A 21,835-nucleotide genomic window follows, 5' to 3' on the forward strand; every position below is an offset into this window, starting at 1 on the left:
AGGGCAAATCACCCCCAAAGTGTGGGAGTACGGGTTTTTGCGCTACTGAGCTAGCAAGCGCAGACGAGCCGGTGCAAGTAGAATACTCGCGCCGTTTGCACGAGCCGGGTAAAATCAGACGCGCCGCCTAAAAGCAGGATGGTTTTAGGCGTTTGCGCGCGCCAAGCCTTATATAGACGAGCAAGCACGAATAGAGCGTCTTTGGGTCTTTACCCCGCTTAAACCCGTTTGCGCGCTGGGGTGGTAAGTCCCAAGCCGGTGTAAATCAGAAGGATTTGCACCCATTGCACGAGCCGGCAAAAGTTTGCGAGTGCGCGCCGGGTAAAGTCCCAAGCAGAACACTTCACTTTAAAGAATTTCACTTAAGAGTACATAGCGCGCTTAAAAACACCCCTTTAAACCATGTTGAAGGGGGGTTGAACACCTACGATCACGCCTGAGGTTAGTATCTCTGCATGCGCGCGCTAGAACAGACCCGCCACTAGCCAAGTGGCATAGTAGGCGATACAAGAAAAAGCGTAGGCAACCGCTGTAGTGAAAACAAATAAATAAAGCACAAATTTAATTCCCCCGGCCTCTCTACCAAAGGTGATTGTGGCGGCAAAACAGGGGATATAAAACATCACAAAGACGATAAAGGCGATGGCAGAGGGCACACTCACATGTTTTTTGAGCGCCATACGGAATGATTTAGATTCTTGGCTGGTGTCCCCTAGCGCGTAAAGCACACCTAAAGTAGAGACGACCACTTCCTTAGCCATAAAACCCGTTACTAAGGAAATAGAAAGCCGCCAATCAAAATCCATCGGCTTAAACAGTCCATCAATACTGCGCCCCGCACGCCCCACAAAGCTATTTTCTAAAATCTCTTGTTGTTTTTTCTCTTCTAAGCTAGCTAGAGCTTCTTGTTTGGCACTGGCTTCTAAAGAGCTAGCCTCAAGGTGCGCTTGTTGGGCTTGGTACTTCTCTAACATTTGGGTATCCCTAGGGTAGGCAGAGGCAAACCAAATGAGAATCGCCCCGCCCAAAATGTAAGTGCCTGCTTTTTTGAGATAGGAAAGCGATTTGGTGTAGATGCTATACCAAATCACTTTGGGGCTGGGCATGCGGTATTTGGGCATTTCCATCACAAAGGACTCTTCTTGCCCTTTAAAAACGCTGAGTTTGAGAAATTTTGCCATCAAGAGCGCCACCACCGCCCCAAGCACATAGATCAAAAAGAGCACCAAGCTGGCGTATTTTTGGGGAAAAAACGAGCCCACAAAGAGTACATAAATGGGCAAACGCGCGCTACAACTCATAAAGCCGATCACAAAGAGGGTGATTAAGCGTTCGTGTTGGTTTTGCAAGGTACGCGTGGCCATATAAGCAGGCACAGAGCACCCAAAGCCCGTGATGAGTGGGATAAAACTCTTTCCATGCAAACCAAACTTATGGAACACCCCATCTAATAAAAACGCCACGCGGCTCATGTACCCCGTGGCCTCAAGAAGGGAAATCCCCAAATATAGCACCACAATCAAGGGTAAGAAAGAGAGAACCGCCCCCACGCCCCCGATGATCCCATCGCCCAAGAGTGAGCCAATTTGGGCGTTGGGGGCATGTGTCTTGATGGTGTCGCTTAGGAAGGCAAACCCATCATCCACATAGCCCTGCAGTGTACCCCCAACCAAGAAACTCAAGAAGAACACCACAAACATGAGGGCTAAGAAGATGGGCACACCATAGATAGGATGCATCAAATAGGAATCGATGCGTTGGGTGTACCCGGGCGCGCTCTGTGTGTGGCGCGTAACTTTTCTGGCCAGCTTATGACAAAACTCAAAAACTTCTTCTTTGGAGAGGGGGGCGTGTGCCTTAGAGGTTTGGGCGTTGCGGTGCAAGCTAATGAGACGATCTAAAAGCAGATCGACATTGAAATGCGCGTGCGCTGAAGTGGGGATGCAGGGGACTCCTAAATCTTTAGAGAGCGCATCTACATTGATTTGCAAGCCCTCCTTTTGGGCTTCATCCCACATGTTAAGGGCCATCAACACCTTATGGGGTGTGTGGAGCAACTGGGTGCTTAGATTCAAATTGCGCTCTAAATTCGTGCAATCTAGCACGTTTAAAATTAAATCGAAGCGCTCGTTTTCTAAAAATTGCCGACTGACCTTTTCCTCGATAGTGAAATCATTTAACGCGTAAATACCGGGGAGATCGACGATAGTAATTTTAGTGTTGTTATAGGTAGTACTCACCTGGGTTTTTTCCACCGTAACCCCAGCAAAATTGCCCACCTTCAAATGCGCCCCACTGATTGCATTTAGAAGCGAGCTCTTGCCCACATTGGGCTGCCCTACCAACGCGACTATAATCTCTTCCATAGACTCAACTCCTTTAGAGCTAATTATAATTCTAAAAATCAATCGCGGATTATAGCGTGTAAGCCTAAACATTCCCTAAGAGATGGGAATACAAGCACACAGGATTCTTTATAAATGATGGTTATTGCGCCTTACTTGAAAATATCCTTATAAAAAAAGATAAAAATCCCCGCAATGATCACTCCCAGCCCAATGACCTTAGATAGACTAATTGTTTTGGGCACTAATCCAAATGCTCCGATGGAATCTAAAAACAAGCCCATGCACAACTGCCCCACGAGCAAAAAGACAAGCATGGGCGCTAATCCTATTTTAGGCGCGCTGATGATCGTGGTGAACACCACAAAAGACCCCAATATCCCCCCTATGTATTTCCACCATTCTTGATGCCATAAGAGCTTGAGCGTTCCACTGGGAATTTGATGAAACACGCGGGCTAAAACCAACAGACACAAAGTACCCACAAAAAACGAAAAAAACGCTGCAAAGACAGGTAGCCCGCCCATGTCTCTAGCTAATGCAGCGTTGATGGGTGCTTGCAAAGACAACGCCATTCCTGCTAAGAGTGCGAAAGCATAGAACATCTTCTTCCTTTAAAATCTTTAGATGGGCTTTATGTACGCCCTAAGTAGTAAAAATCCACAGCCCCAATTTTTCTAATCTCCACGATTCCTCTTTGGCGTAAGCTTTCCATGGTGTGGGTGGGTAGATAAAAGCATGCCTCCTCCACGCTCAAGGGGCGGCGCGCCAATAAATCCAAGAAGGCGGGCAATTCTAATGCCTTTACAAGAAAGGTGTTAGAGGGGGGGGTGCGCAGGGCTAAACTCACACTCAAGCCCTCAAATTGCACGGCGATCGCCAAAAGCTCCTCAGCGCTCAAGGGTTGAACATGGTGAGAGGGGGGGCGATCAATGGTGCTCAAATCCACGCGTGCGGGCTTAATTTGGCGCAAAAAGGCCGCGATGGCTTGGATATTTTCTAAGTCATCATTGACTCCCTTAACCAACAACACCTCAGCCACTAGCATGCCCGCATAGCGCGCGCTAAAATCTGCAATCCCCTCCAAGATGTGTTCTAAATGGATAGCACGACTGGGCTTGTCCACCTTCTTAAACGCTGTACGCAAAGCGGCATCTAAAGAGAACTTCACCATGTCATAGCGCAACAAAGCTTTTTGCACCTCAGGCTCGCCAAAACGCGATCCATTGCTCAAAATTAAGGTTTTAGGTCCCCCGGGGGGGATTTTAAGTTGGGCGATAAATTCGTAGAGGTGGGGGTAGAGGGTGGGTTCGCCATTAGCGGTGGTGGTGAGCACATCTAGGGGGGTGTTTTGGTGGGCGTTTAGGGCTGTGTGCACCGCCTCTAAGAGGGTTGGCAGGGGGATCACATGCGCCATTTTATCTACAGGCTTGTGCGCCTTGAGCTCGCAATACACGCAATTAAAATTGCATTGCTTGTTCTCCCCGCTTAAATCAATCCCCAAGGACCAACCAAAACGCCGCGATTTTAAAGGACCAAAGACAATCCCCATCACGCGCCCTCACTTGGGATTGCCTCTTGGGCGTGGCATTGTAAGCACTCTAACACACTGGGTTTTTTCTTATACTCTTTCAAAACGCGCAACCCTCCGCACGCCTCACATGGCTTAGAATCAGGCTTGTAATTGGAGATGAATTTACAGCTAGGGTAATTGTCGCAACCATAAAACACGCCCCTTCTACCCCTTTTGGCGCGCACATCGCCCCCACATTGCGGGCATTTGGCAAGGGGAGGGGTGTCTTTAGTTTCTGTATTGCGGATATTTTTACAAGTAGGGTATGCGCTACAGGCGATAAACTCCCCAAAACGCCCTCTCTTGCTCACCATCGGCGCGCCACACTTCTCACACACGCCTAAGTCTGTGCGCTCCTCCTCTGATTTAATGTATTTGCACTTAGGATAGCCACTACACGCCACAAACGCGCCATACCTGCCCACTCTTTGCACCAAATCCGCCCCACATTGGGGGCACAACTCCCCTGTAGGAATACTCACTTTTTGAGAGACAATTTGACTCTTGCCCTCTTCAATTTGGCGCATAAAGGGCGTATAGAAATTCAAGAGCATCTCTTGCCAGCTGATTTGGTGGCTAGCGATCGCGTCTAATTTGTCTTCTAACCCCGCGCTGAAAGTGGCGTTCACGATCTCGCTAAAGTGTTTTTCTAAAATCTCTATCACACTGAAGGCGCTAGAAGTGGGGGTGAGCTGTTTTTGTTGCAAGGCGACATAATCCCGACTGAGCAAGAGGGCGATGGTGGGCGCATAGGTGCTAGGTCGTCCGATCCCCAAACTCTCTAGGGTTTTGATCAAAGAAGCCTCTGAGTAGCGCGCGGGGGGCTCTGTATGGCACTCTCTAGCTTCTAAACTCTCTAAACGCACCTCTTGATGGAGTGTGAAAGCGGGCAATAGCATGTCCTTATCCACATCGCCAAAGACTTTGTAAAAGCCCTCAAAGAGCAATTTACGCCCGTTGGCTTTAAACACTGCCCCTAACTCTTCATGGGCAAAATACACGCTTTGGTTTTCAAAGCGCGCATCGCTCATCTGCGAGGCTAAAAAGCGTTGGTAAATCAGGCGATAGAGCTTGTGCTCTTCGGGTTTGAGATAGTCCTTAGCGATGGTGGGGGTGAAGGCTAAATTAGTGGGGCGGATCGCCTCATGGGCTTCTTGAGCGCTCTTGTTTTTAGAAGTGTAGCTTTTGGGCTTCTTGGGGACATAGAGCGCGCCATAAGTCTGCTCAATGAAGGCGCGCGCGCCCTCTATGGCTTCTTTAGCGATGTTCAGACTATCGGTACGCATATAGGTGATCACCCCACTAGCCCCCTGGGGGGTCATCACCCCTTCATAGAGTTTTTGGGCGATGTTCATGGTTTTAGAGGGGCTATAGCCTAACTGACTAGAGGCACTTTGTTGGAGGGTTGAGGTCATGAAAGGGGGGGGTGTGGGGGTGTTTTTCTCTTTGGTCTCAATGGCTTGGACTTGGTAGTCTTGATCGCGCAAGCTAGCCACCATGTCTAAGGCTTTTTGAGAATCCCTAAGAGCTTGTTTTTTGAGCTTTTCATGCTGGTAGCTTTGCAAGCTCACACGCACCTGTGCGATCGTCCCCTCAATCTCATAATAAGTAAGGGGTTTAAACGCTTGGATTTCGCGTTCGCGATCCACGATGAGTTTGAGCGCAGCGCTTTGCACCCGCCCAGCACTCATGCCCTTAGAAATCTTAGAAGCCAATAAAGAGCTTAAGCTAAAGCCCACGATGCGATCCAAGAGTCTACGGGCTAATTGGGCGTTGATTTTGTGCACATCTAGGGTTTTGGGGTGTTTGAGCGCGTGCAAAATAGCCGATTTGGTGATCTCATGAAAGACAATGCGCGGGAAGGCAAAGATAGGGTTATGCGGAGGTGTGCTTTGGGTTTGATCCTCTAGGGCGCGTATTTCTTTTAAAGAGTCTTGGGATTTATGCCCAGCCTGCTCAATGAGATAGGCGATGTGGTAGCCAATCGCCTCCCCCTCGCGGTCCTCATCTGTGGCGATGTAGACTTGTTGGGCGGCTTTGGCGCGCGCCACAATTTGGGCTACAATCGCCTCGTGGTCTTTATCCACCGCGTATTTGGGGATGAATCGATCCTCTTGTACACTAATGCCCATGGCGTACTTTCTTAGATCACGCACATGCCCCTTAGAGGCGATGATTTCATAACTGCTATCCAAGAAATGCGCGATTGTCTTGGCTTTGGTGGGGGATTCTACAATGATGAGTTTGGTGTGTTTGCCCATAAATACCTCGTTTTTGTCGCATTATAAACTATTTTGGTGCATGGATTAGATGTAAACATGGAATAGCTATTGCTTTGCGTGGGCATATTATCGCAAAGGATGCAAAGATGAGTTTTAGAATCAATACGAATGTCGCCGCGTTGAACGCGCACACCATCGGGGTACGCAACAACCGCGATCTCTCTACCTCTTTAGAAAAATTGAGTTCAGGCTTGCGCATCAATAAAGCTGCAGACGACGCATCAGGGATGGCAATCGCAGATAGCTTGAGAAGTCAAAGCGCGAGCTTGGGACAGGCGGTGAAAAACGCTAACGATGCCATCGGGGTGGTACAAACCGCCGATAAGGCAATGGATGAGCAGATCAAAATCTTAGACACGGTCAAGACAAAAGCGGTACAAGCCGCTCAAGATGGACAGACCGCTGAAACCAGAAAGGCGTTGCAAAGCGATATTTTACGCCTCTTAGAAGAGTTGGACAATATCGCCAACACCACGAGCTTTAATGGGCAACAACTCTTGGCCGGGAGCTTTTCTAATAAAGAGTTTCAGATCGGGGCCTATTCTAACACCACGATCAAGGCTTCTATTGGTCCTACGGGCTCAGATAAGATCGGGCATGTACGCTTTGAAACCTCCGCGATGGATAGGGGGGGCATGGAGGTGAGCGCGGGCGCAAACAACCTCCAAGAGGTTACGCTCAAGTTCAAACAGGCGGACGCGGTGAACGATTTTAAATTGGAGTCTGTGAAGATCTCCACGAGCGCGGGCACGGGGCTAGGCGCGCTGGTGAATGTGATCAACAAAAACTCTAGCACTTTGGGCGTGCGCGCCACTGCCATCGTGTTAGGCACGGGAGAAAACTCTGTAGAATCTGGCACGGTGAGAGGTTTAACCATTAATGGGGTGTTGATTGGGAATGTGAATGATGTCCAACACAATGACCGAGACGGGCGTTTGATCAACGCCATCAACTCTGTTAAAGAGCGCACGGGGGTAGAGGCCTATACGGATATTCAAGGGCGCATCAACTTGCGTTCCACAGACGGACGGGCGATCTCTGTGCATGCAGATAGCGCTTCTGGACATGTCTTTGGGGGGGGGAATTTTAGGGGCATCTCAGGCAAGGCGCACGCCATTGTGGGGCGTTTGACTCTAACTAAAGAAGACGCGCGCGACATCATCGTCAGCGGGGTGAATTTTAGCCATGTGGGGCTACACTCCGCCCAAGGCGTGGCAGAATATACGGTGAATTTGCAAGATATCCGCGGGGTTTTTGATGCCAATGCGGCTAGCGCGAGCGGAGGGAACGCCAACGCCGCCCAAGCTGCCTTCAACTTTAAGGGCATTGGGGCTGGGGTTACTAGCTTGCGCGGGGCGATGATGGTGATGGATATGGCAGAGAGCGCGCGCATCCAGCTAGATAAGATTCGCTCAGACTTGGGTTCTGTACAGATGGAGTTGGTTACTACGATCAACAACATCTCTGTAACCCAAGTGAATGTGAAGGCCGCCGAATCGCAAATCCGCGATGTGGATTTTGCTGAAGAGAGTGCAAGCTTCTCTAAATACAATATCCTAGCCCAAAGCGGAAGCTTTGCGATGGCGCAAGCCAATGCAGTGCAACAAAATGTCTTGAGACTCTTGCAATAGAGGGGGTGGGCTAGGCTTGTCTAATATCTATGAAAAAAATCTAGGGGTTTTGCAACGCAAAGACCCCCTGCTCGCCCTAGAGCTCTCTAAGCTCAAGAGCAATCTCAAATACGAGGTTTTTGTACAACAAGACGCGTTTAATCTTGTAGATGTGTCTACCAACACGCCCTTATTTGCCCACAAGCCCTTAAAGGAGAATTTGGCGCGTTTTGAAGAGCTAAAGACTTACGCCTATATCCCCTATCTTTATTTCTATGGCGCGGGCAATGGGATGCTCATGCGCTTGTTTTTGGGCTTGGAGCAACTCAAACGCCTTGTGGTGATCGAGCCGGAGTTAGAGATTATTTTCATCATTTTGAATTTGCTAGACTTCAGCGAAGAAATGCAAAGCGATCGGCTTATCTTATTGCATAGCAGTGCGTGCAATTACCCTTTGATCGCCTCGCTATTTTTAATGGACAAGCACGCTAAAATTTACGCTAAAGTCTATGAGCTCATCATTGCTCACCCCTATTACGAACGCTATGAGTCAGACTTTACCCAGATCAACCAACACTTCATCAAAGCCCTAGAAAACGCCGTGATCGGGGTGGGCAATGACGCTAGAGATGCCATTGTGGGGATCAAGCACCATGTACAAAATCTGCCCTTTGTGGTACAAACCCCCACTTTGATCCATCTTGTAGAAGTGCTCAAAGCGCGCAACGCGCATTACAACACCGCCATTATTGTTTCTACCGGACCTAGTTTAAATAAACAACTCCCCCTGCTCAAAGAGATCGCCCCCTATGCCACGCTTTTTTGCATTGACGCGTCTTTTCCTATTTTGTACACGCATGGGATCAAGCCTGATTTAGTCTTTTCTTTAGAGCGTGTGGAAGCGAGTGCCAAATTCTACCAAGACACCCCCAAAGAGGCGCAAGAAGGCGTGATCTTTGCACTCACCTCCATTGTACACCCTACATTGCGCCAAGCCATTAGCAAGGGCACCACTCAATTTAGTTTGCGCCCCTTTGGTTATACCAGTCTCTTTAACTTGCACCAATATGGCTATTTGGGCATTGGCATGAGCGCAGCCAACATGGCTTATGAGCTCGTGGTGCATGCGCGCTTTAAGCGCTGTGTGTTTATCGGGCAGGATTTGAGCTTTGCGCCCAGCGGGGAGAGCCATGCGCACGGGGCGATCTATGGGGCACAAGAGATCAAGCCCAAGCAGGAGGGAGAGAAAATTTTCATTGAAGCCTATGGGGGGCAGGGGCAGGTGGAGAGCACACGCGTTTGGAAACTCTTTTTAGATTTCTTTGAAAAGGATATTTACCACACTCCCTATAACTTGGAGGTGATCAACGCCACGCAGGGCGGGGCTAGAATTAGGGGCACTTTAGAACTTCCCTTTAAAGAAGCGATTGCACGCATTAAAGCGGACTTGGTTTCAACGCAAGAAAAACCCCTCCTAAAACTCACCCCTCCAAGCCCAGAGCAAAGCGCGCAATGGCTAGAAGGGGCAAGAGAGACTTGCCTAGAGGCGATCGCCTATGCCCAAGAGTGCAAGGAAAAGATCGAAGCGCTTTTTTTAGAAGTGATGGCATTTTTAGAGGAGATCGAGGCACTCAACGCCAAGCAAGAACTAGAAAAGTTAGATTTAAAGCGCATTGAAGACTTGAGCCAAAAGATCGACGATCTCAAGGGCTTGTTTGAAGAGGTCAAATTCAACCAGTGCTTTAACGATGCGATCCAGTCTTATATTTTTCACCAAGAACTAGACATCGCTAAGATCGTGGTCAAACCCACATTCACCCAAGAAGATGTACAGGCTAAACAATTAGAATGGATTTATGCCCATAAATACTGGCTCTTTAGTCTAGCCGGGGGGATCACCTGTGTTAAGGAAGTTTTAGAGGAGGCTTTGCAAACTTGGGATAATAGGGAATGATCTTTGCTTTCAAAAAGCAATTTTGATTAAAGGATCACCATGCTCCGTTCGCTATGGTCTGGCGTGAATGGGATGCAAGCCCACCAAATCGCTTTAGATATTGAAAGCAACAACATCGCCAATGTGAATACCACGGGCTTTAAATACTCTCGCGCGTCCTTTGTAGACATGCTCTCTCAAGTCAAGCTCATCGCCACCGCCCCCTATAAAAATGGCCTTGCTGGGCAGAATGACTTTTCTGTGGGCTTGGGTGTGGGCGTGGACGCGACCACAAAAATCTTTTCTCAAGGCAATTTGCAAAACACCGATGTCAAAACAGACCTAGCCATTGAGGGCGATGGATTCTTTGTGATCAGCCCTGATCGAGGGGTTACGCGCAATTTTACGCGCAGTGGGGAGTTCTTATTTGACGCGGAGGGGAGTTTGGTGACCACGGGGGGGTATGTGGTGCAGGGGTGGGTGCGCGACCCTAAAGACATGGGTTCTAAGGGGAGTGAAACAGACATGCTCAAAATTGACAACACCAAGCCCCTACAGAATATCCGCATCGATCCGGGCATGGTCATGCCCGCACGATCTAGTAGCAAGATCTCCATGCGTGCGAATTTGAACGCAGGCCGCCATGCCGATCAGACTGGGAATATCTTTATGTTGGATTCTTCAAGCAAAACCCCCTCTGATGGCGTGAAACCCCAGTACGATTCTTCAACCAACTTGACCCAATTAGCCGAAGACATGGGGTCTTTATTCAATGAAGATGGGGATGCGTTCTTGCTCAATGAAGATCAGGGGGTGTGGGTGAGCTATAAGAGCGCGAGCATGAATAAAGAAATTGATGTGGCCAAGACCAATAGCACCCTAGAGCTCAATGGCACTAAGATCTCTTTTACCAACGACTCCACCATCAGCAAAATCTCTAGTCTCTCTGCCGCCCAAGATGCGATCAACGCAGTGAAGGACAAAACAGGGGTAGAGGCCTATATTGACAATGGCACCTTGCGCCTAGAGAATAAGAATAACATGGAGGGCGATGAACATGTCAAAAACATCGTCATCACGGGGGCGGGCACGGGGGTATTTGCCAAATTTGCTAAGGGCGAGCAAAGCGTTACGGCCTTTAGATACCGCTACACCAAGGGGGTTAAGCCAGATCTAGCCACAGGGCAGTTTAAAACAACAGATGATTTGCGTGCCTTGATGCAAAGAGATGCTAACATCGTCAAAGATCCCAAGCTCAAAGGCAATTACAAGGATTCGGCGGCTTCTGTCTCTGTGGTGGTGAATAAGAATGGGATGTTTGAGATCACCAATAAGGACAATGGTAACCCCACTAGGGAGGATTTGAGCATCTTTGTAACCAACTACGCCTCTAAAAAAGTTACTAAGAATGTCTTGTTTGGCAAGACCATGGGCGCGCTCAACACCGCCTCCCTCATTGAGGGGGGGGTGTCTACGGCCACTTCTAAACTCAGCCACGCCACGCATGCAAGCAGCATTGATTTGGTGGATAGCTTGGGCACCAAACACACCTTGCGCCTAGAGTTTTTCAAAAGTGGGGAGGCTGAATGGCATTTTCGCGCCATTGTGCCCGAGCCTGGAGAGCTTGTGGGCAGCTCGCCCACACGCCCCAATGTCTTTGAAGAGGGGCGTTTGCACTTCAATAAAGATGGTTCTTTGGCGGGCATGAACCCCCCAGTTTTGCAGTTTGACCCCAAGAACGGCTCAGACGCGCCCCAGAGAATCACGCTCAACATGGGCACAGCGGGTGGCTTTGATGGGATCACCAGTGTGGATAAGATTTCTGAAACCTATGCCATTGAACAAAATGGCTACCAGGCTGGGGATTTGATGGATGTGCGTTTTGACAATGACGGCTCTTTATTAGGGGCCTTTAGCAATGGCAAAACCCTAGCCCTCGCGCAAGTGGCCTTGGCCAATTTTGCCAATGATGCGGGTTTGCAGGCCATAGGGGGGAGTGTGTTTTCTGAAACGGGCAACTCGGGCAAGGCCTTGATTGGCGCGGCCAATACGGGCAGAAGAGGCGGGGTGTCTGGTTCTAAATTGGAGTCTAGCAATGTGGATTTGAGTCGGAGTTTGACCAATTTGATCGTGGTGCAACGCGGGTTTCAAGCCAACTCTAAGGCCGTAACCACCTCTGATCAAATTCTCAACACCTTGCTCAACCTCAAACAATAGGGCGACATGTGCATGAATATAGCGTGATCTCTTCTTTGATGGATTTGTGCGAAGCGCACGCCAGAAAACACCATGCTAGCAAGATCGAGCGCGTTGTGGTGAGTATCGGGGAGCGTTGCGCGATGGACAAACAACTCTTTGTGAGCGCGTTTGAAACCTTTAAAGAAGAATTAGAGCTATGCAAGGACGCGATCTTAGAGATTGTGGAGGAGAAGGTCGAATTGACTTGTTTGGCCTGTGGGCATGTCTTTGTGCCGCCCAGCTTAGAGTATGGGGCATGTGAGAAATGCGGGGGGAAGGTGCGTATCAGCAAGGGGACACAGATGACCTTGCTCTCTTTGGAGATGGTATGAAAGATTCGATCTTTCAAGAATTTATCCAAAAAGCCCCCGAGATCAAAGAAAAATGGGAGGTGGTACGCCTTTTTGAAGAAGAACGCCAAAAGTTTCAAGAAGAATTACAGGTGTATGAAAATGAGATCGCGCAGGCTAGGGCGGTACTCAAGGATTTGCGCGCGGAGTTATTAGAGGCTAGAACCCATCTCAAAGAGCTAGAAAACCGCCAGCAAAGTAAAAAAGAAGAAATCAAGGTGATCCAACAAGAACTCTTTTCACACAAGGTGCAACGCGATCTAGTGGCCCAGCAAAAGCACAAGCAAGAACTCTTAGATCAGGCCCAAGATGAAGAACTCCTGCCCCAACCTGTGGATTTTGTAGAGATTTACCTTAAAGATCGCTCTGTGGCCAAAGCGCGCCCAGCCAAGCGCTTTTTTGGCGATCAGCTCTATCGCAAATACCGCGTACTCCTGCGTGAGAACCGCGCGCTCAAAGATCGCATTTTTGAGCTAGACCTAGAGAATAGCACGCTCAAAATTGAGCTTAGGGACATCAAGACTAAGGACTTTTTGAGCGCGAATGGATACCTAGAAGACCCCACTTCTAAGGACAAACCCTGAGGGTGTTAGTCAGCGCGTTAGAAGTGAGCGCAAATGTGCATTTAAAAGCCCTGCGCACCCATCTTAAAGGTATTGAGTGGTTGGGGGTTTATGACGCGCTAGAGCCCGGGGACAAACCCCTCTTTAGCCCCAAGCAATTTTCTATCATGGGGTTTAAAGAAGTCGCCTTCAAGCTGTGGTTTTTCTACAAGGCCTTGGGCCAAATGCATGCGCTCTCCAAACAAGCCGATTTGATCTTGTTGATGGACTCTAGCTCGTTTAACATCCCCCTAGCCAAGCGCATTAAAACCCACACCCCCCATAAACCCATTATCTACTACATTCTCCCCCAAGTGTGGGCGTGGAAGTCTTATCGCGCTCCCATTATTGAGAAGTATTGCGATCAACTGGGGGCGATTTTGCCCTTTGAGTTGGGCTATTACCAACACAAGGCCTCTTATGTCGGGCATCCGCTCTTAGATGAAATCCCCCTTTACAAAATCCAAGCGCAGGGCCAGGGCGTGGTGTTCATGCCAGGGAGTCGCTCCCAAGAGATCGCAGCGATCTTCCCCATTTTTGTACAGGTGGCGCGCGCGCTTAAAACCAAGAGTGTGTTGGTGGTGCCGGCCAGTTTAAAGGGGAGCGATTTAGAAAATCTCTATGGCAAGGATGTCGATTTATTTGACATCTCCTATAACGCCCACCAAAGCCTGTATGCGGCCGAATTTGCCTTTATTTGTAGCGGAACGGCCACTTTGGAGGCCGCTTTGATCGGCACACCCTTTGTACTCGCCTATAAGGCAAAGGCTTTGGATTTTTTCATCGCCAAGCGTTTGGTCAAACTCACTTGTATTGGATTGGCCAATATCTTTTACAACGCCTTGCACCAAGAGAGCCCGGGCAGGGGCAAGACCATGTTACACCCAGAGTACATCCAACACGATCTGCATGCACAAAATCTCTTGCAGGCCTATGCCAAGATGGATCGCGCTCGTTTTGTACGGGAAGCCCAACGCCTGCGGGCCTATCTTCATACCGGGAGCGCGCAGCGTGTGTCAGAATGGATTAAAGAACGCGCAATAAACAAGACCGCTGGGTTTTTTCAGAATGCAGAGCCTTAAATGCACGATCCTGCGCGCCTTTAAGAATTTTCAAAAATTTTACGCATTTTAGCCCCAACTAGGGCGCGTTGACAGGCTTGAGGCTTTTTGATTTCCATAGCAATTTGGGTGATACTAGGGAAGGCCTGTTTGAGATGCGCGCCAATTTCTTCTAGGGCTTCCTCTAAGAGTGTGTAGGGGGTGGTGGCAAATTTATCGCACACCACTTCTAAAATATCCATGTAGTCTAGATAAGCCTGCGCACCACTGTAGTGGTAGCTGACCTCTAAATCAATGATCAGGGGTTGGGGGTGTTCCTGTTCGCTCTGTTGGGTACCAATGCGCGCGTCTAGACGGTAATTCTCTATGAGTAGGGTCATGGCCATCCTTATAAAATCTTCTTTTCCTGCCCGCTGAAGAGTTTAAACAAATTTGGCCAATGTTTGTAAAGCGTGAAGAGAAAAATCAACACCATGGGCGTGGGCGTGCCCACCTGTGCGTAAATATCGATGGAAGCGGGTAAGTTCACATGCACGGCAGGGAGGACAAATAAGAGTAAAGTAGCCAAACCCACACCCGCAATAGAAGCCAAAGACGATATCTTGAGTTTCTTACCCACAAAAGCCCACAGAGCTAAACCTATCAAACTCTCCACAGGAATGAGCAAGAGCACTGCGCCCATTGTGGTGCTCACACCCTTGCCCCCCCTAAAGCCTAAAAAAGGAGAGTAGCAATGCCCTAAGATCGTTGTAAGCGCCACCATCCATTGCGCTTCGTAGCTCAGAGTCGCGATTTTGGCTACCAGTACGCAAAACACCCCCTTGAGCAAGTCCAATACCAACACACCCGTGCCTAACCTTTTTGCCTTGTTGGGATCGATGGTGTTCATCACGCGTACTACATTGGTCGCCCCAATCCCCCCGCTGCCCTGTGTGGTAATATCCACATTGTAAAATACCTTGAGAATCCAATACCCAAAGGGAATCCCTCCCACGAAGTACCCAACAAGATACAAGACCACATTGATATTGCTCAGAAATGTCAAAAGACCCTCTATTATCTTTTCCATCACCACCCTTTAAAGCCCCCATTATAACCAAAAATTAACATCTCCAGTTAGCAAGCCCTTTAGTCTTTTAAAAACCCTAAAGCTTGCTTGAGATCGCTGATACAAACTAGCTTTTGGAAATTTGCCTTCTCTATAGAGCCCTCCAGCCAAAGATTAAGGCCTATCCCTCCCTGGAGCCCAAATTGCATGTCGCTAAATTTGTCGCCCAGCATGCAACTTTGGCCTAAGTTGAGATCAAAATCCCTCAAGGCTTGTTCGAGCATGCCTAACCCGGGTTTGCGACAGGCGCAAGTATGAGGGGCATGGGGGCAAAAGTAGATTTTATCCAATCCAAAGCCCACTTTAGCTTGCAAACACGTTTGCATATGCGCGCTCAAGTTCCAAAAATCTTGCACGCTATAATACCCTCTAGCAATCCCAGATTGGTTAGTAACTAGCAAGAGTAAAAACCCCTGCGCTTTAGCCACGCTCAAGAGTTCAAAGATACCTGGCATGAACACAAAATCTGCGATGCGGCACACATACCCCTTGTCCACATTGATAACCCCATCGCGGTCCAAAAACAACGCCCTTTGTTTCAATGCCCTGCCATGTGGTGGGTGTGCCCCACCCACATATGAAAGCCCTTGTAGAGATCATAAACCCCAGAACACAACATCAGTACAAAGGCGAGTTTAGCAAAAAGGGCTTTTGCACTGAGCAAACGCCCAGAACACAGACCCAGTGCCAATAAAGGCGCAAAGGTGGCTAGAGAGAGTACTAGCATAGTGGCCAGCGCACTAGCAAGATTGGGCGCGTCCAAAACGTTGAGCAGAAAATAATAGACGAGTGAACAGGGTAAGAGCCCATTGAGCAACCCTAGCGCGTAAAAACTAGAGAGTTTAGCACTCCCCAAGGTGGCCTTAAAGAATTTAGAGAATAAAGTCATGTTTAAATGCCATTTGAAGACAAAACCAAAGGCCAATAAAATCACCAGTACGCCCACGCCCATGATCACCCCACCCTGCAACTTGGCGCGTGCGATCGCGCTGTGCTGGGCGATGCTATCCAAAAGAGTGTGCCCTAAAAAGGCCACGATGAGCGCAGCGATCATGTAGGTGCTAATACGCCCTAAGTTGTAGAGAACATGCCCTAGTACTTGGCTTTTTAGGGGGGTGGAGGTGTGAAATTTAGCCTGTGTGTAGGCCAACACCACCCCCCCGCACATCCCCACACAATGCCCTAAGGACATCACAGACGCACTAAGAAATAACAGGGCTAATTCCATGCTAGTGCGCGTTGCATGCCTTCAAAGATCAACCACTTGTGGTACACCCCTCGTTGGAAAAATGCGCTCAAAAATTTCCCATCACCCCCTGTAAAGACCACGCGTCTTTCTCCAATGAGCTCTTGGAGTAGCAAAACAACACTTTTAAGCGTCCCAAAACTCAAGGCCTGCGCAGTACTCTGGGGCAGGGTTTGTAAATCCACGCGGACATTGATAGGGTGATCTAGCACCTCTGAGATGCTTTTAAAGGCTTGTTGGTACGCCCTAAAGCCGGGTAGAAGCACCCCGCCCACATGCACCCCATGTTCCATTACATCTACACTGATGGCACTCCCAGCGTCCACCACCACGCCATCATCCCCCAAGCCTAAACAGGCCACCTTGCGATCCACCCCCAAGCCCTGATACGCGCTTTTGAGCCTGACACAGGGTTCTAAATTATGCGCGCGCGGACAGATTTCTAACAAAGCACTCTCAAAGGCCGGGTTGACACTGATATAGTGTAGCGGCTGGGTGAAGGGCTCCAAAGTTTGGGGCGTGCGGTGCCAGATTTTCTTGCCATCGTAGAAATGCAGGGCGCTATGCCCAATATCACATAAGATCATGGGTTATGACTCAAATCTATGTAGTAACGATCGTAGTAAATCTTATCCCCAGTGTAAAAGCTCATCTTATCCAAACGCCCACCCCAGTTCTTGGAAACATTGTCAAGCCGATACACCCTATAGTCGTCAAAATGATCCAAATCCACCTCTACCAAATAGCCCCGCTTCTCCAAAGTGTAAAGCTTTTTATCCGTAACCACTAGGCTTGTCAACATTGCAAAAGGCAATTTCACAACTCCCATGCTCTGATCGTTGAGCGTGCGATCCATCTCTAAGATCTGCCCGTCCAAAGTCAACACGTAGAGATGGTTATTTTTGTAGAGCACGTCTACAATATCCGCATCAAAGCTAAACTCTTGCCCAGAGACAATGGATACGAGCTTTTTAGCCGTGGCCGCAAACATATTTTCCCCATCCACTCTCAAATAGATCACATTGTTGAAGAATTTCTCGCTATTGAGTACAATGTTGCGTACTACCTTAGGCGTGTCCCCACTCACATCCACCACTAAGAGCCGCCCATCTAACATGGGGAAAACCACTACCGTGTCCAAAAACACAGGAGCAGCCATTAAGGAGTTGATCGCGGTAGTAGAAGCACCCTTTTCGCTGAAAATGAGTTTACGCGTGGCGATGTCATAGATATTGGCCGAATTGTCCGACATCACCACCGCTAGGCGTTTGCCCTTCACGCTCGCGCTCAAAGGGTATGTGTCGATGGGGATGAGGATGGAGGGTTTGGCATTTAAAGCAGTGCTGACTAATTCCAAGTGGTGGCAACGATCCTTGAGTACCACTTGTTCGTCTATAGATTCGATATTCTCTACGATCTCCTCTTGAGCCTCCTGTTGGGTTAATTTTACTTCTTTTGTTTTCTTGGGTTTGGGGCCATTTTGTTTATGGCTACGCCAACAATCCTCTGCCAAAATATAGTAATCCTGACTTTGGTTAAGGAAAGAACTTTCTTTATACTCCTTTTTGGTGAGTTTCAAGGGGGTAACCCCTTGGGTGTCGATCACACCTCCGTTTTTTAAGATCGCCCCATAGCGGTTGGTGAAAGTGATGGGGTCTTTGAGCGTATACTGGAAGCGTAACGCACCTTTGATTTTGGATTTAGGCGGTTCAAAGTTCTTTCTAGACCCACAGCCCAGACATAACAACGCGATCAACAGCCAAAAAATCCTCAAACTCACTTGACATCCTTAGAAGAAGGTTGTACCACGCCATAATGCCTTAGCAAAGAGGCGATTTGGTAGAGACTAGAGCTAGGGGTGATGGGGGCTAGAATCGCTCCAACATCGCTTTTGGGGTTGGCCTGCAGGCTTAAGTAGGCTTGTTGCAAAGCGATCCAATCTTGCAAGCCCTCTAGCTTAAGCCCTTGCAAGGCTTTTAAATCCCTGCCATAAGAGGCGCTATAGTAGCGCGCAAGAGCACTCACCACAGTGTTAGAGGAAGTGCTCAATTCCTTAAGGGCTTTGAGATTCTTCTCTTTAAGCGCGCGCGCGTAAGCGTGCAGGCTGTAAAGATTGGGGGCAGTGCGCTGGAGTTTGTCCAATAAAGCCAAATTATTAGGATTTTGCAGGACCTCATTATACAAAGCGGTAACCTCTTGGACATGCGTGGCTTTTCTATGCTCTAAAAACTGCACCGCACCCCACCAAAGCAGAGCCAACCCCACCAAAGCCCAAAGCCAAAATTTATACTTTTGGTAAAATTTTTCCAGTCTAAAAGCACTCTCCAAGAGCTTTTCATCGCTTTTAAACTCTTCTTGGACTTGCTTGAGATTTTGCTTGATTTCCATTAGATCCCACTGCTCCCAAACCCTTTACACCCGCGCGCACTGGTCTCTAATTGGGTTACTAACTCAAATTGGGCACTAAAGACCTGACATAGGATCGCTTGGGCAATGCGATCCCCGGGTTGGATACTAAAAACGCGCCTAGAGAGATTCATCAAGATCACCTGCAACTCGCCCCGGTAGTCGCTATCAATAGTACCCGGAGAATTCAACACCACAATCTGATCTCTCAAAGCCAGCCCACTACGCGATCTAATTTGCAATTCAAAACCCTGTTCTAAGCTCACAGCCAAACCCGTACGCACTAAAGCCACCGCACTAGGGGCGATCTGCAAAGCTTCTAGAGCGTGCAAGTCAAACCCACTTGCGCCGCTACTCTGGTAGGCAGGGATGCGCGCTTTGGGGTGGAGTTTTTGAATCTTAACTCTTGGCATAAGCGATGTCTTGATAGCAAATGTCCAAAATTTCAAACTCACTTTCCCCAGCGGGTAAGCGTACACTCACTTCATCGCCCTTTTGGTGTCCCATTAAACTCTTGGCAATGGGCGAGCTGCAAGAAATCAACCCGCGCGCTGGATCGCTCTCCATACTCCCTACGATGGTGTAGCTCACTTCTTTGTCTGTCTGTAAATTGAGAATCTTTACCGTGCTCCCAAAACTCACCTTTTGGTGGCTCAAAGTGGAGGGGTCAATGACTTGGGCATTGGCTAAAACGCGGCTTAGATCGTTAATACGCGCCTCAATGAAGGTTTGTTTTTCTTTGGCTGCGTGGTACTCAGCATTTTCTTTCAAATCTCCGTGTTCTCTGGCGCGATCGATCTCTTTAACGATTTGGGGGCGCTCTTCTTCTTTCAGACGTTTGAGTTCAGTACGGATTTTCTCATAGCCATACATGCTCATAGGTTCTTTCATCTAATTCTCCTTAAAAGGGCTCATTATATAGCAAGCATGCTTAATTTGGGGCGATTGTGCTAGCATGCGCGCCATGAAACCTCCTAACAAGGCAGAATTTCGTCAGTGGTGCAAGCAACAGCTTTTCAAACAACAAGGCTGGGATATTAGAGATCATAAAATCACCACCCAACTCCAGCCCCATCTCAAGCTCTGCAAACGCATTTTGCTCTTTTGCCCCCTTGCCCATGAACCCAATGTGATGCCCTTGATCGTGTGGGCGCGCCAACACCACCTGAAGGTTTTTGTGCCTACCTTGGCTCAGGGGCGCTTGCGCGCCACCCCCTATCGCCTCCCCTTGCAACGCAGGGCTTATAATATTTTAGAGCCCGCGCCCTCACTGGCATGCGCCAAATTAGACCTAGCGATCGTGCCCGTACTAGGTATGGATAGGACACACAGACGCGTAGGCTTTGGCAAGGGCTACTACGACACCTTTTTTGCCCACCAACCTACAATGCCTATCATTTTTATCGCGCGCAAAATCTTGCGATCTCAGAGTTTACTAGGCGATAACCATGATATAGTAGGCACTTGGTATTTTGACCAATGTACACCAAAAAATACAAATAAAAGGATAACTAATGGGATATGTCATAGAAATTGTTCTTCCTTGCGCTCTCACCGGGTTTTGCGTCTTTTGGGCGACAAAGAAATTCATGTTAACCCACAGCCAGCAATACCTGCACCAAGCCAAGGCCAAAGCAGACATGCTTCTCTACCAAGCCCAAGTGCTCTACCAAGCCAAAGAAATCGAATCCCAAACTCTCTTGGAGAGCCTCCAAAGCGAATTTACCCAAAAACTCCAAGCCCACACTTTAGAACACCAGCGCAAACTAGACGCGTTGCAATCCCAAGAATTCCAGCAGAAACAGTATTGGCACACCCAAAAAGCCCACCTAGATCAAGCCCGTCAGGATTTGCAAATCCAACAAGAAGACTTAGAGAGCCAAAAAAGTGCTCAGGAACAATTGCAAAGCGAATGCAACCAACTCAAAAGCCAAATGTTAGAGGCCTTAGTACAGGTGTCTGGATACACCCAAGAAGAGGCCAAGACTTTAATTTTGGCGCGTATTGAGGAGGATCTGTTGTTGCAGAAGGCAGCTTTAGTGCGCCGTTATGAAAAGGAAGCTAGAAAGGAAGCGCGCGCGCGCGCGAATTTTGTGATTGCAGATGCCACCGCGCGCTTTGCGAGCCAATTTGCGATGGAGAATCTCACCAGTGCGGTGAATTTACCCGATAGCGAGTTCATCGGGCGCATCATCGGCAAGGAGGGCAAGAATATAGACACCTTCAAGCGCATTAGCGGGGTGGAGGTGATGATTGATGAGGAATCCAAAACCATCACCCTAAGCTGTTTTAATCTCTACAGGCGCGCGATCGCCACAAAGACCCTAGAAGAACTGATTGAAGATGGGCGTATCCAACCTAGCCGCATTGAAACCACCTACCAGCGCGTGGAGGCGCGTATGGAAGAGATGGTTTTAGAAGACGCAGAGGAGATACTCCTAGAACTAAAATTAGATTCCATGTCTGAAGAACTCAAACGCTTACTAGGTAAAATGCGTTATCGTACCAGTTATGGGCAAAACGCGCTCATGCATTCTATAGAAGTGGCGCTTTTGGCTAGCGATATTGCCACACAACTAGGCGGTGATGCCAAACTTGCGCGCCGTGCGGGGATTTTGCACGATATTGGAAAAGCGCTCACTTACGAATGTGGGGGCGATCATGTAGAATTGGGCGCGCAGGTGTGTACGCGCTATCACGAACACCCCGTTGTGCTCAACGCCATCTACGCCCATCACGATCGCGAAGAAATCAAAAGCATCGAATGCGCGGCGGTGTGTGCGGCCGATGCGCTTTCAGCCGCACGCCCTGGGGCTAGACGCAAGGATGCAGAAAATTTCTTAGCGCGCATGCATGATTTAGAACGCATCGCTAGCCAAAAGAAAGGGGTAAAAAAAGTCTTTGCTTTGGATGCGGGCCGAGAAATCCGCGTGATCGTTTGCCCAGAACGCATCAATGATGCCAAGATCACCATGTTGGCCAAAGACATCGCCAAAGAGATAGAGGAGAAGCTCAAGTATCCCGGGGAAGTGGTGGTGCATGTGATTCGAGAAAAATACGCCAAGGCCATCGCGCGCTAGA

The 21,835-nt window shown here is 48.8% G+C and carries 20 protein-coding genes and 1 pseudogene; 8 read left to right on the top strand and 13 right to left on the bottom strand.

Annotated features, from left to right (window positions below):
* Nucleotides 1-464: 464 nt before the first annotated feature.
* The 4 genes from feoB to topA all read right to left on the bottom strand — a co-directional run bounded on the left by feoB (nucleotide 465) and on the right by topA (nucleotide 6,179).
* Nucleotides 465-2,366 carry a ferrous iron transport protein B gene (gene feoB, locus EAO38_RS04830; RefSeq protein ID WP_121021646.1) on the bottom strand — a complete coding sequence of 634 codons (1,902 nt, stop codon included), beginning with the start codon at nucleotides 2,364-2,366 and terminating at the stop codon, nucleotides 465-467.
* 131 nt (nucleotides 2,367-2,497) lie between these two features.
* A complete protein-coding gene (locus EAO38_RS04835) occupies nucleotides 2,498-2,950 on the bottom strand; it encodes a DMT family transporter (protein WP_121021648.1) in 453 nt (150 codons plus the stop codon).
* A gap of 29 nt (nucleotides 2,951-2,979) precedes the next feature.
* Nucleotides 2,980-3,897, bottom strand: coding sequence for a radical SAM protein (locus EAO38_RS04840; protein ID WP_121021650.1), 918 nt, complete (start codon nucleotides 3,895-3,897; stop codon nucleotides 2,980-2,982).
* On the bottom strand, nucleotides 3,897-6,179 hold the full coding sequence (gene topA, locus EAO38_RS04845) for a type I DNA topoisomerase (protein WP_121021651.1): 2,283 nt from the start codon (nucleotides 6,177-6,179) through the stop codon (nucleotides 3,897-3,899). The genes EAO38_RS04840 and topA overlap by 1 nt, the downstream gene beginning before the upstream one ends.
* 107 nt (nucleotides 6,180-6,286) lie before the next feature.
* Between topA and EAO38_RS04850 the strand changes: the two genes are divergently transcribed.
* The 6 genes from EAO38_RS04850 to lpxB are packed head-to-tail and all read left to right on the top strand — an operon-like array spanning nucleotide 6,287 to nucleotide 14,015.
* Nucleotides 6,287-7,831, top strand: a complete 1,545-nt coding sequence (locus tag EAO38_RS04850; RefSeq protein WP_121021653.1) for a flagellin B — start codon at nucleotides 6,287-6,289, stop codon at nucleotides 7,829-7,831.
* Nucleotides 7,832-7,847: 16 nt separating this feature from the next.
* Entirely contained in the window at nucleotides 7,848-9,764 is a 1,917-nt protein-coding gene (locus EAO38_RS04855) for a motility associated factor glycosyltransferase family protein (protein WP_121021655.1), read from the top strand.
* Between the two features lie 39 nt (nucleotides 9,765-9,803).
* Nucleotides 9,804-11,960, top strand: coding sequence for a flagellar hook protein FlgE (gene flgE / locus EAO38_RS04860; protein ID WP_121021657.1), 2,157 nt, complete (start codon nucleotides 9,804-9,806; stop codon nucleotides 11,958-11,960).
* A gap of 8 nt (nucleotides 11,961-11,968) precedes the next feature.
* Complete coding sequence (hypA, locus tag EAO38_RS04865; protein ID WP_121021659.1) at nucleotides 11,969-12,313, top strand: hydrogenase/urease nickel incorporation protein HypA; 345 nt, start codon at nucleotides 11,969-11,971, stop codon at nucleotides 12,311-12,313.
* Nucleotides 12,310-12,915, top strand: a complete 606-nt coding sequence (gene mua / locus EAO38_RS04870) for a nickel-binding protein Mua (protein ID WP_205588350.1) — start codon at nucleotides 12,310-12,312, stop codon at nucleotides 12,913-12,915. Before hypA ends, mua begins: the two co-directional genes overlap by 4 nt.
* Nucleotides 12,912-14,015 carry a lipid-A-disaccharide synthase gene (gene lpxB, locus EAO38_RS04875; protein WP_121021661.1) on the top strand — a complete coding sequence of 368 codons (1,104 nt, stop codon included), beginning with the start codon at nucleotides 12,912-12,914 and terminating at the stop codon, nucleotides 14,013-14,015. Before mua ends, lpxB begins: the two co-directional genes overlap by 4 nt.
* Nucleotides 14,016-14,035: 20 nt before the next feature.
* Here the strand turns inward: lpxB and EAO38_RS04880 are convergent, their stop codons facing one another.
* The 9 genes from EAO38_RS04880 to greA form a co-directional block, all read right to left on the bottom strand.
* A complete protein-coding gene (locus EAO38_RS04880; protein WP_121021663.1) occupies nucleotides 14,036-14,374 on the bottom strand; it encodes a dihydroneopterin aldolase in 339 nt (112 codons plus the stop codon).
* 8 nt (nucleotides 14,375-14,382) lie between these two features.
* A complete protein-coding gene (gene plsY, locus EAO38_RS04885) occupies nucleotides 14,383-15,051 on the bottom strand; it encodes a glycerol-3-phosphate 1-O-acyltransferase PlsY (protein ID WP_121021732.1) in 669 nt (222 codons plus the stop codon).
* Between the two features lie 71 nt (nucleotides 15,052-15,122).
* The gene (locus tag EAO38_RS04890; protein WP_235852521.1) at nucleotides 15,123-15,629 is read right to left on the bottom strand and encodes a D-glycero-alpha-D-manno-heptose-1,7-bisphosphate 7-phosphatase; all 507 of its coding nucleotides are present in this window, start codon (nucleotides 15,627-15,629) and stop codon (nucleotides 15,123-15,125) included.
* 11 nt (nucleotides 15,630-15,640) lie between these two features.
* Nucleotides 15,641-16,330, bottom strand: a complete 690-nt coding sequence (locus EAO38_RS04895) for a sulfite exporter TauE/SafE family protein (protein WP_121021667.1) — start codon at nucleotides 16,328-16,330, stop codon at nucleotides 15,641-15,643.
* Nucleotides 16,321-16,935, bottom strand: coding sequence for a type III pantothenate kinase (locus EAO38_RS04900; RefSeq protein WP_121021669.1), 615 nt, complete (start codon nucleotides 16,933-16,935; stop codon nucleotides 16,321-16,323). Before EAO38_RS04900 ends, EAO38_RS04895 begins: the two co-directional genes overlap by 10 nt.
* Nucleotides 16,932-18,128: a hypothetical protein gene (locus EAO38_RS04905; protein ID WP_235852522.1), complete on the bottom strand. Its 1,197-nt coding sequence runs from the start codon at nucleotides 18,126-18,128 to the stop codon at nucleotides 16,932-16,934. Before EAO38_RS04905 ends, EAO38_RS04900 begins: the two co-directional genes overlap by 4 nt.
* Nucleotides 18,125-18,736 carry a hypothetical protein gene (locus EAO38_RS04910; protein WP_121021671.1) on the bottom strand — a complete coding sequence of 204 codons (612 nt, stop codon included), beginning with the start codon at nucleotides 18,734-18,736 and terminating at the stop codon, nucleotides 18,125-18,127. Before EAO38_RS04910 ends, EAO38_RS04905 begins: the two co-directional genes overlap by 4 nt.
* Nucleotides 18,736-19,167 carry a dUTP diphosphatase gene (gene dut / locus EAO38_RS04915; protein ID WP_121021673.1) on the bottom strand — a complete coding sequence of 144 codons (432 nt, stop codon included), beginning with the start codon at nucleotides 19,165-19,167 and terminating at the stop codon, nucleotides 18,736-18,738. The genes EAO38_RS04910 and dut overlap by 1 nt, the downstream gene beginning before the upstream one ends.
* Nucleotides 19,154-19,645, bottom strand: a complete 492-nt coding sequence (greA, locus tag EAO38_RS04920) for a transcription elongation factor GreA (RefSeq protein ID WP_121021675.1) — start codon at nucleotides 19,643-19,645, stop codon at nucleotides 19,154-19,156. The genes dut and greA overlap by 14 nt, the downstream gene beginning before the upstream one ends.
* Before the next feature lie 73 nt (nucleotides 19,646-19,718).
* Here greA and EAO38_RS09470 point away from each other — a divergent pair.
* Nucleotides 19,719-20,159, top strand: a pseudogene (locus EAO38_RS09470) (5-formyltetrahydrofolate cyclo-ligase); the annotation flags it as partial.
* A gap of 109 nt (nucleotides 20,160-20,268) precedes the next feature.
* A complete protein-coding gene (rny, locus tag EAO38_RS04930) occupies nucleotides 20,269-21,834 on the top strand; it encodes a ribonuclease Y (protein WP_121021678.1) in 1,566 nt (521 codons plus the stop codon).
* Nucleotide 21,835 lies beyond the last annotated feature (1 nt).

Source organism: Helicobacter vulpis, assembly GCF_003660395.1.
Classification (GTDB): Bacteria; Campylobacterota; Campylobacteria; order Campylobacterales; family Helicobacteraceae; genus Helicobacter; species Helicobacter vulpis.

What these genes read in the sequence shown, in the direction of transcription:
- feoB (WP_121021646.1), bottom strand. Translation starts at nt 2,366, where the DNA reads ATGGAAGAGATTATAGTCGCGTTGGTAGGGCAGCCCAATGTGGGCAAG.
- EAO38_RS04835 (WP_121021648.1), bottom strand. Translation starts at nt 2,950, where the DNA reads ATGTTCTATGCTTTCGCACTCTTAGCAGGAATGGCGTTGTCTTTGCAA.
- EAO38_RS04840 (WP_121021650.1), bottom strand. Translation starts at nt 3,897, where the DNA reads ATGGGGATTGTCTTTGGTCCTTTAAAATCGCGGCGTTTTGGTTGGTCC.
- topA (WP_121021651.1), bottom strand. Translation starts at nt 6,179, where the DNA reads ATGGGCAAACACACCAAACTCATCATTGTAGAATCCCCCACCAAAGCC.
- EAO38_RS04850 (WP_121021653.1), top strand. Translation starts at nt 6,287, where the DNA reads ATGAGTTTTAGAATCAATACGAATGTCGCCGCGTTGAACGCGCACACC.
- flgE (WP_121021657.1), top strand. Translation starts at nt 9,804, where the DNA reads ATGCTCCGTTCGCTATGGTCTGGCGTGAATGGGATGCAAGCCCACCAA.
- mua (WP_205588350.1), top strand. Translation starts at nt 12,310, where the DNA reads ATGAAAGATTCGATCTTTCAAGAATTTATCCAAAAAGCCCCCGAGATC.
- EAO38_RS04880 (WP_121021663.1), bottom strand. Translation starts at nt 14,374, where the DNA reads ATGACCCTACTCATAGAGAATTACCGTCTAGACGCGCGCATTGGTACC.
- EAO38_RS04895 (WP_121021667.1), bottom strand. Translation starts at nt 16,330, where the DNA reads ATGGAATTAGCCCTGTTATTTCTTAGTGCGTCTGTGATGTCCTTAGGG.
- EAO38_RS04900 (WP_121021669.1), bottom strand. Translation starts at nt 16,935, where the DNA reads ATGATCTTATGTGATATTGGGCATAGCGCCCTGCATTTCTACGATGGC.
- EAO38_RS04910 (WP_121021671.1), bottom strand. Translation starts at nt 18,736, where the DNA reads ATGGAAATCAAGCAAAATCTCAAGCAAGTCCAAGAAGAGTTTAAAAGC.
- dut (WP_121021673.1), bottom strand. Translation starts at nt 19,167, where the DNA reads ATGCCAAGAGTTAAGATTCAAAAACTCCACCCCAAAGCGCGCATCCCT.
- greA (WP_121021675.1), bottom strand. Translation starts at nt 19,645, where the DNA reads ATGAAAGAACCTATGAGCATGTATGGCTATGAGAAAATCCGTACTGAA.
- rny (WP_121021678.1), top strand. Translation starts at nt 20,269, where the DNA reads ATGGGATATGTCATAGAAATTGTTCTTCCTTGCGCTCTCACCGGGTTT.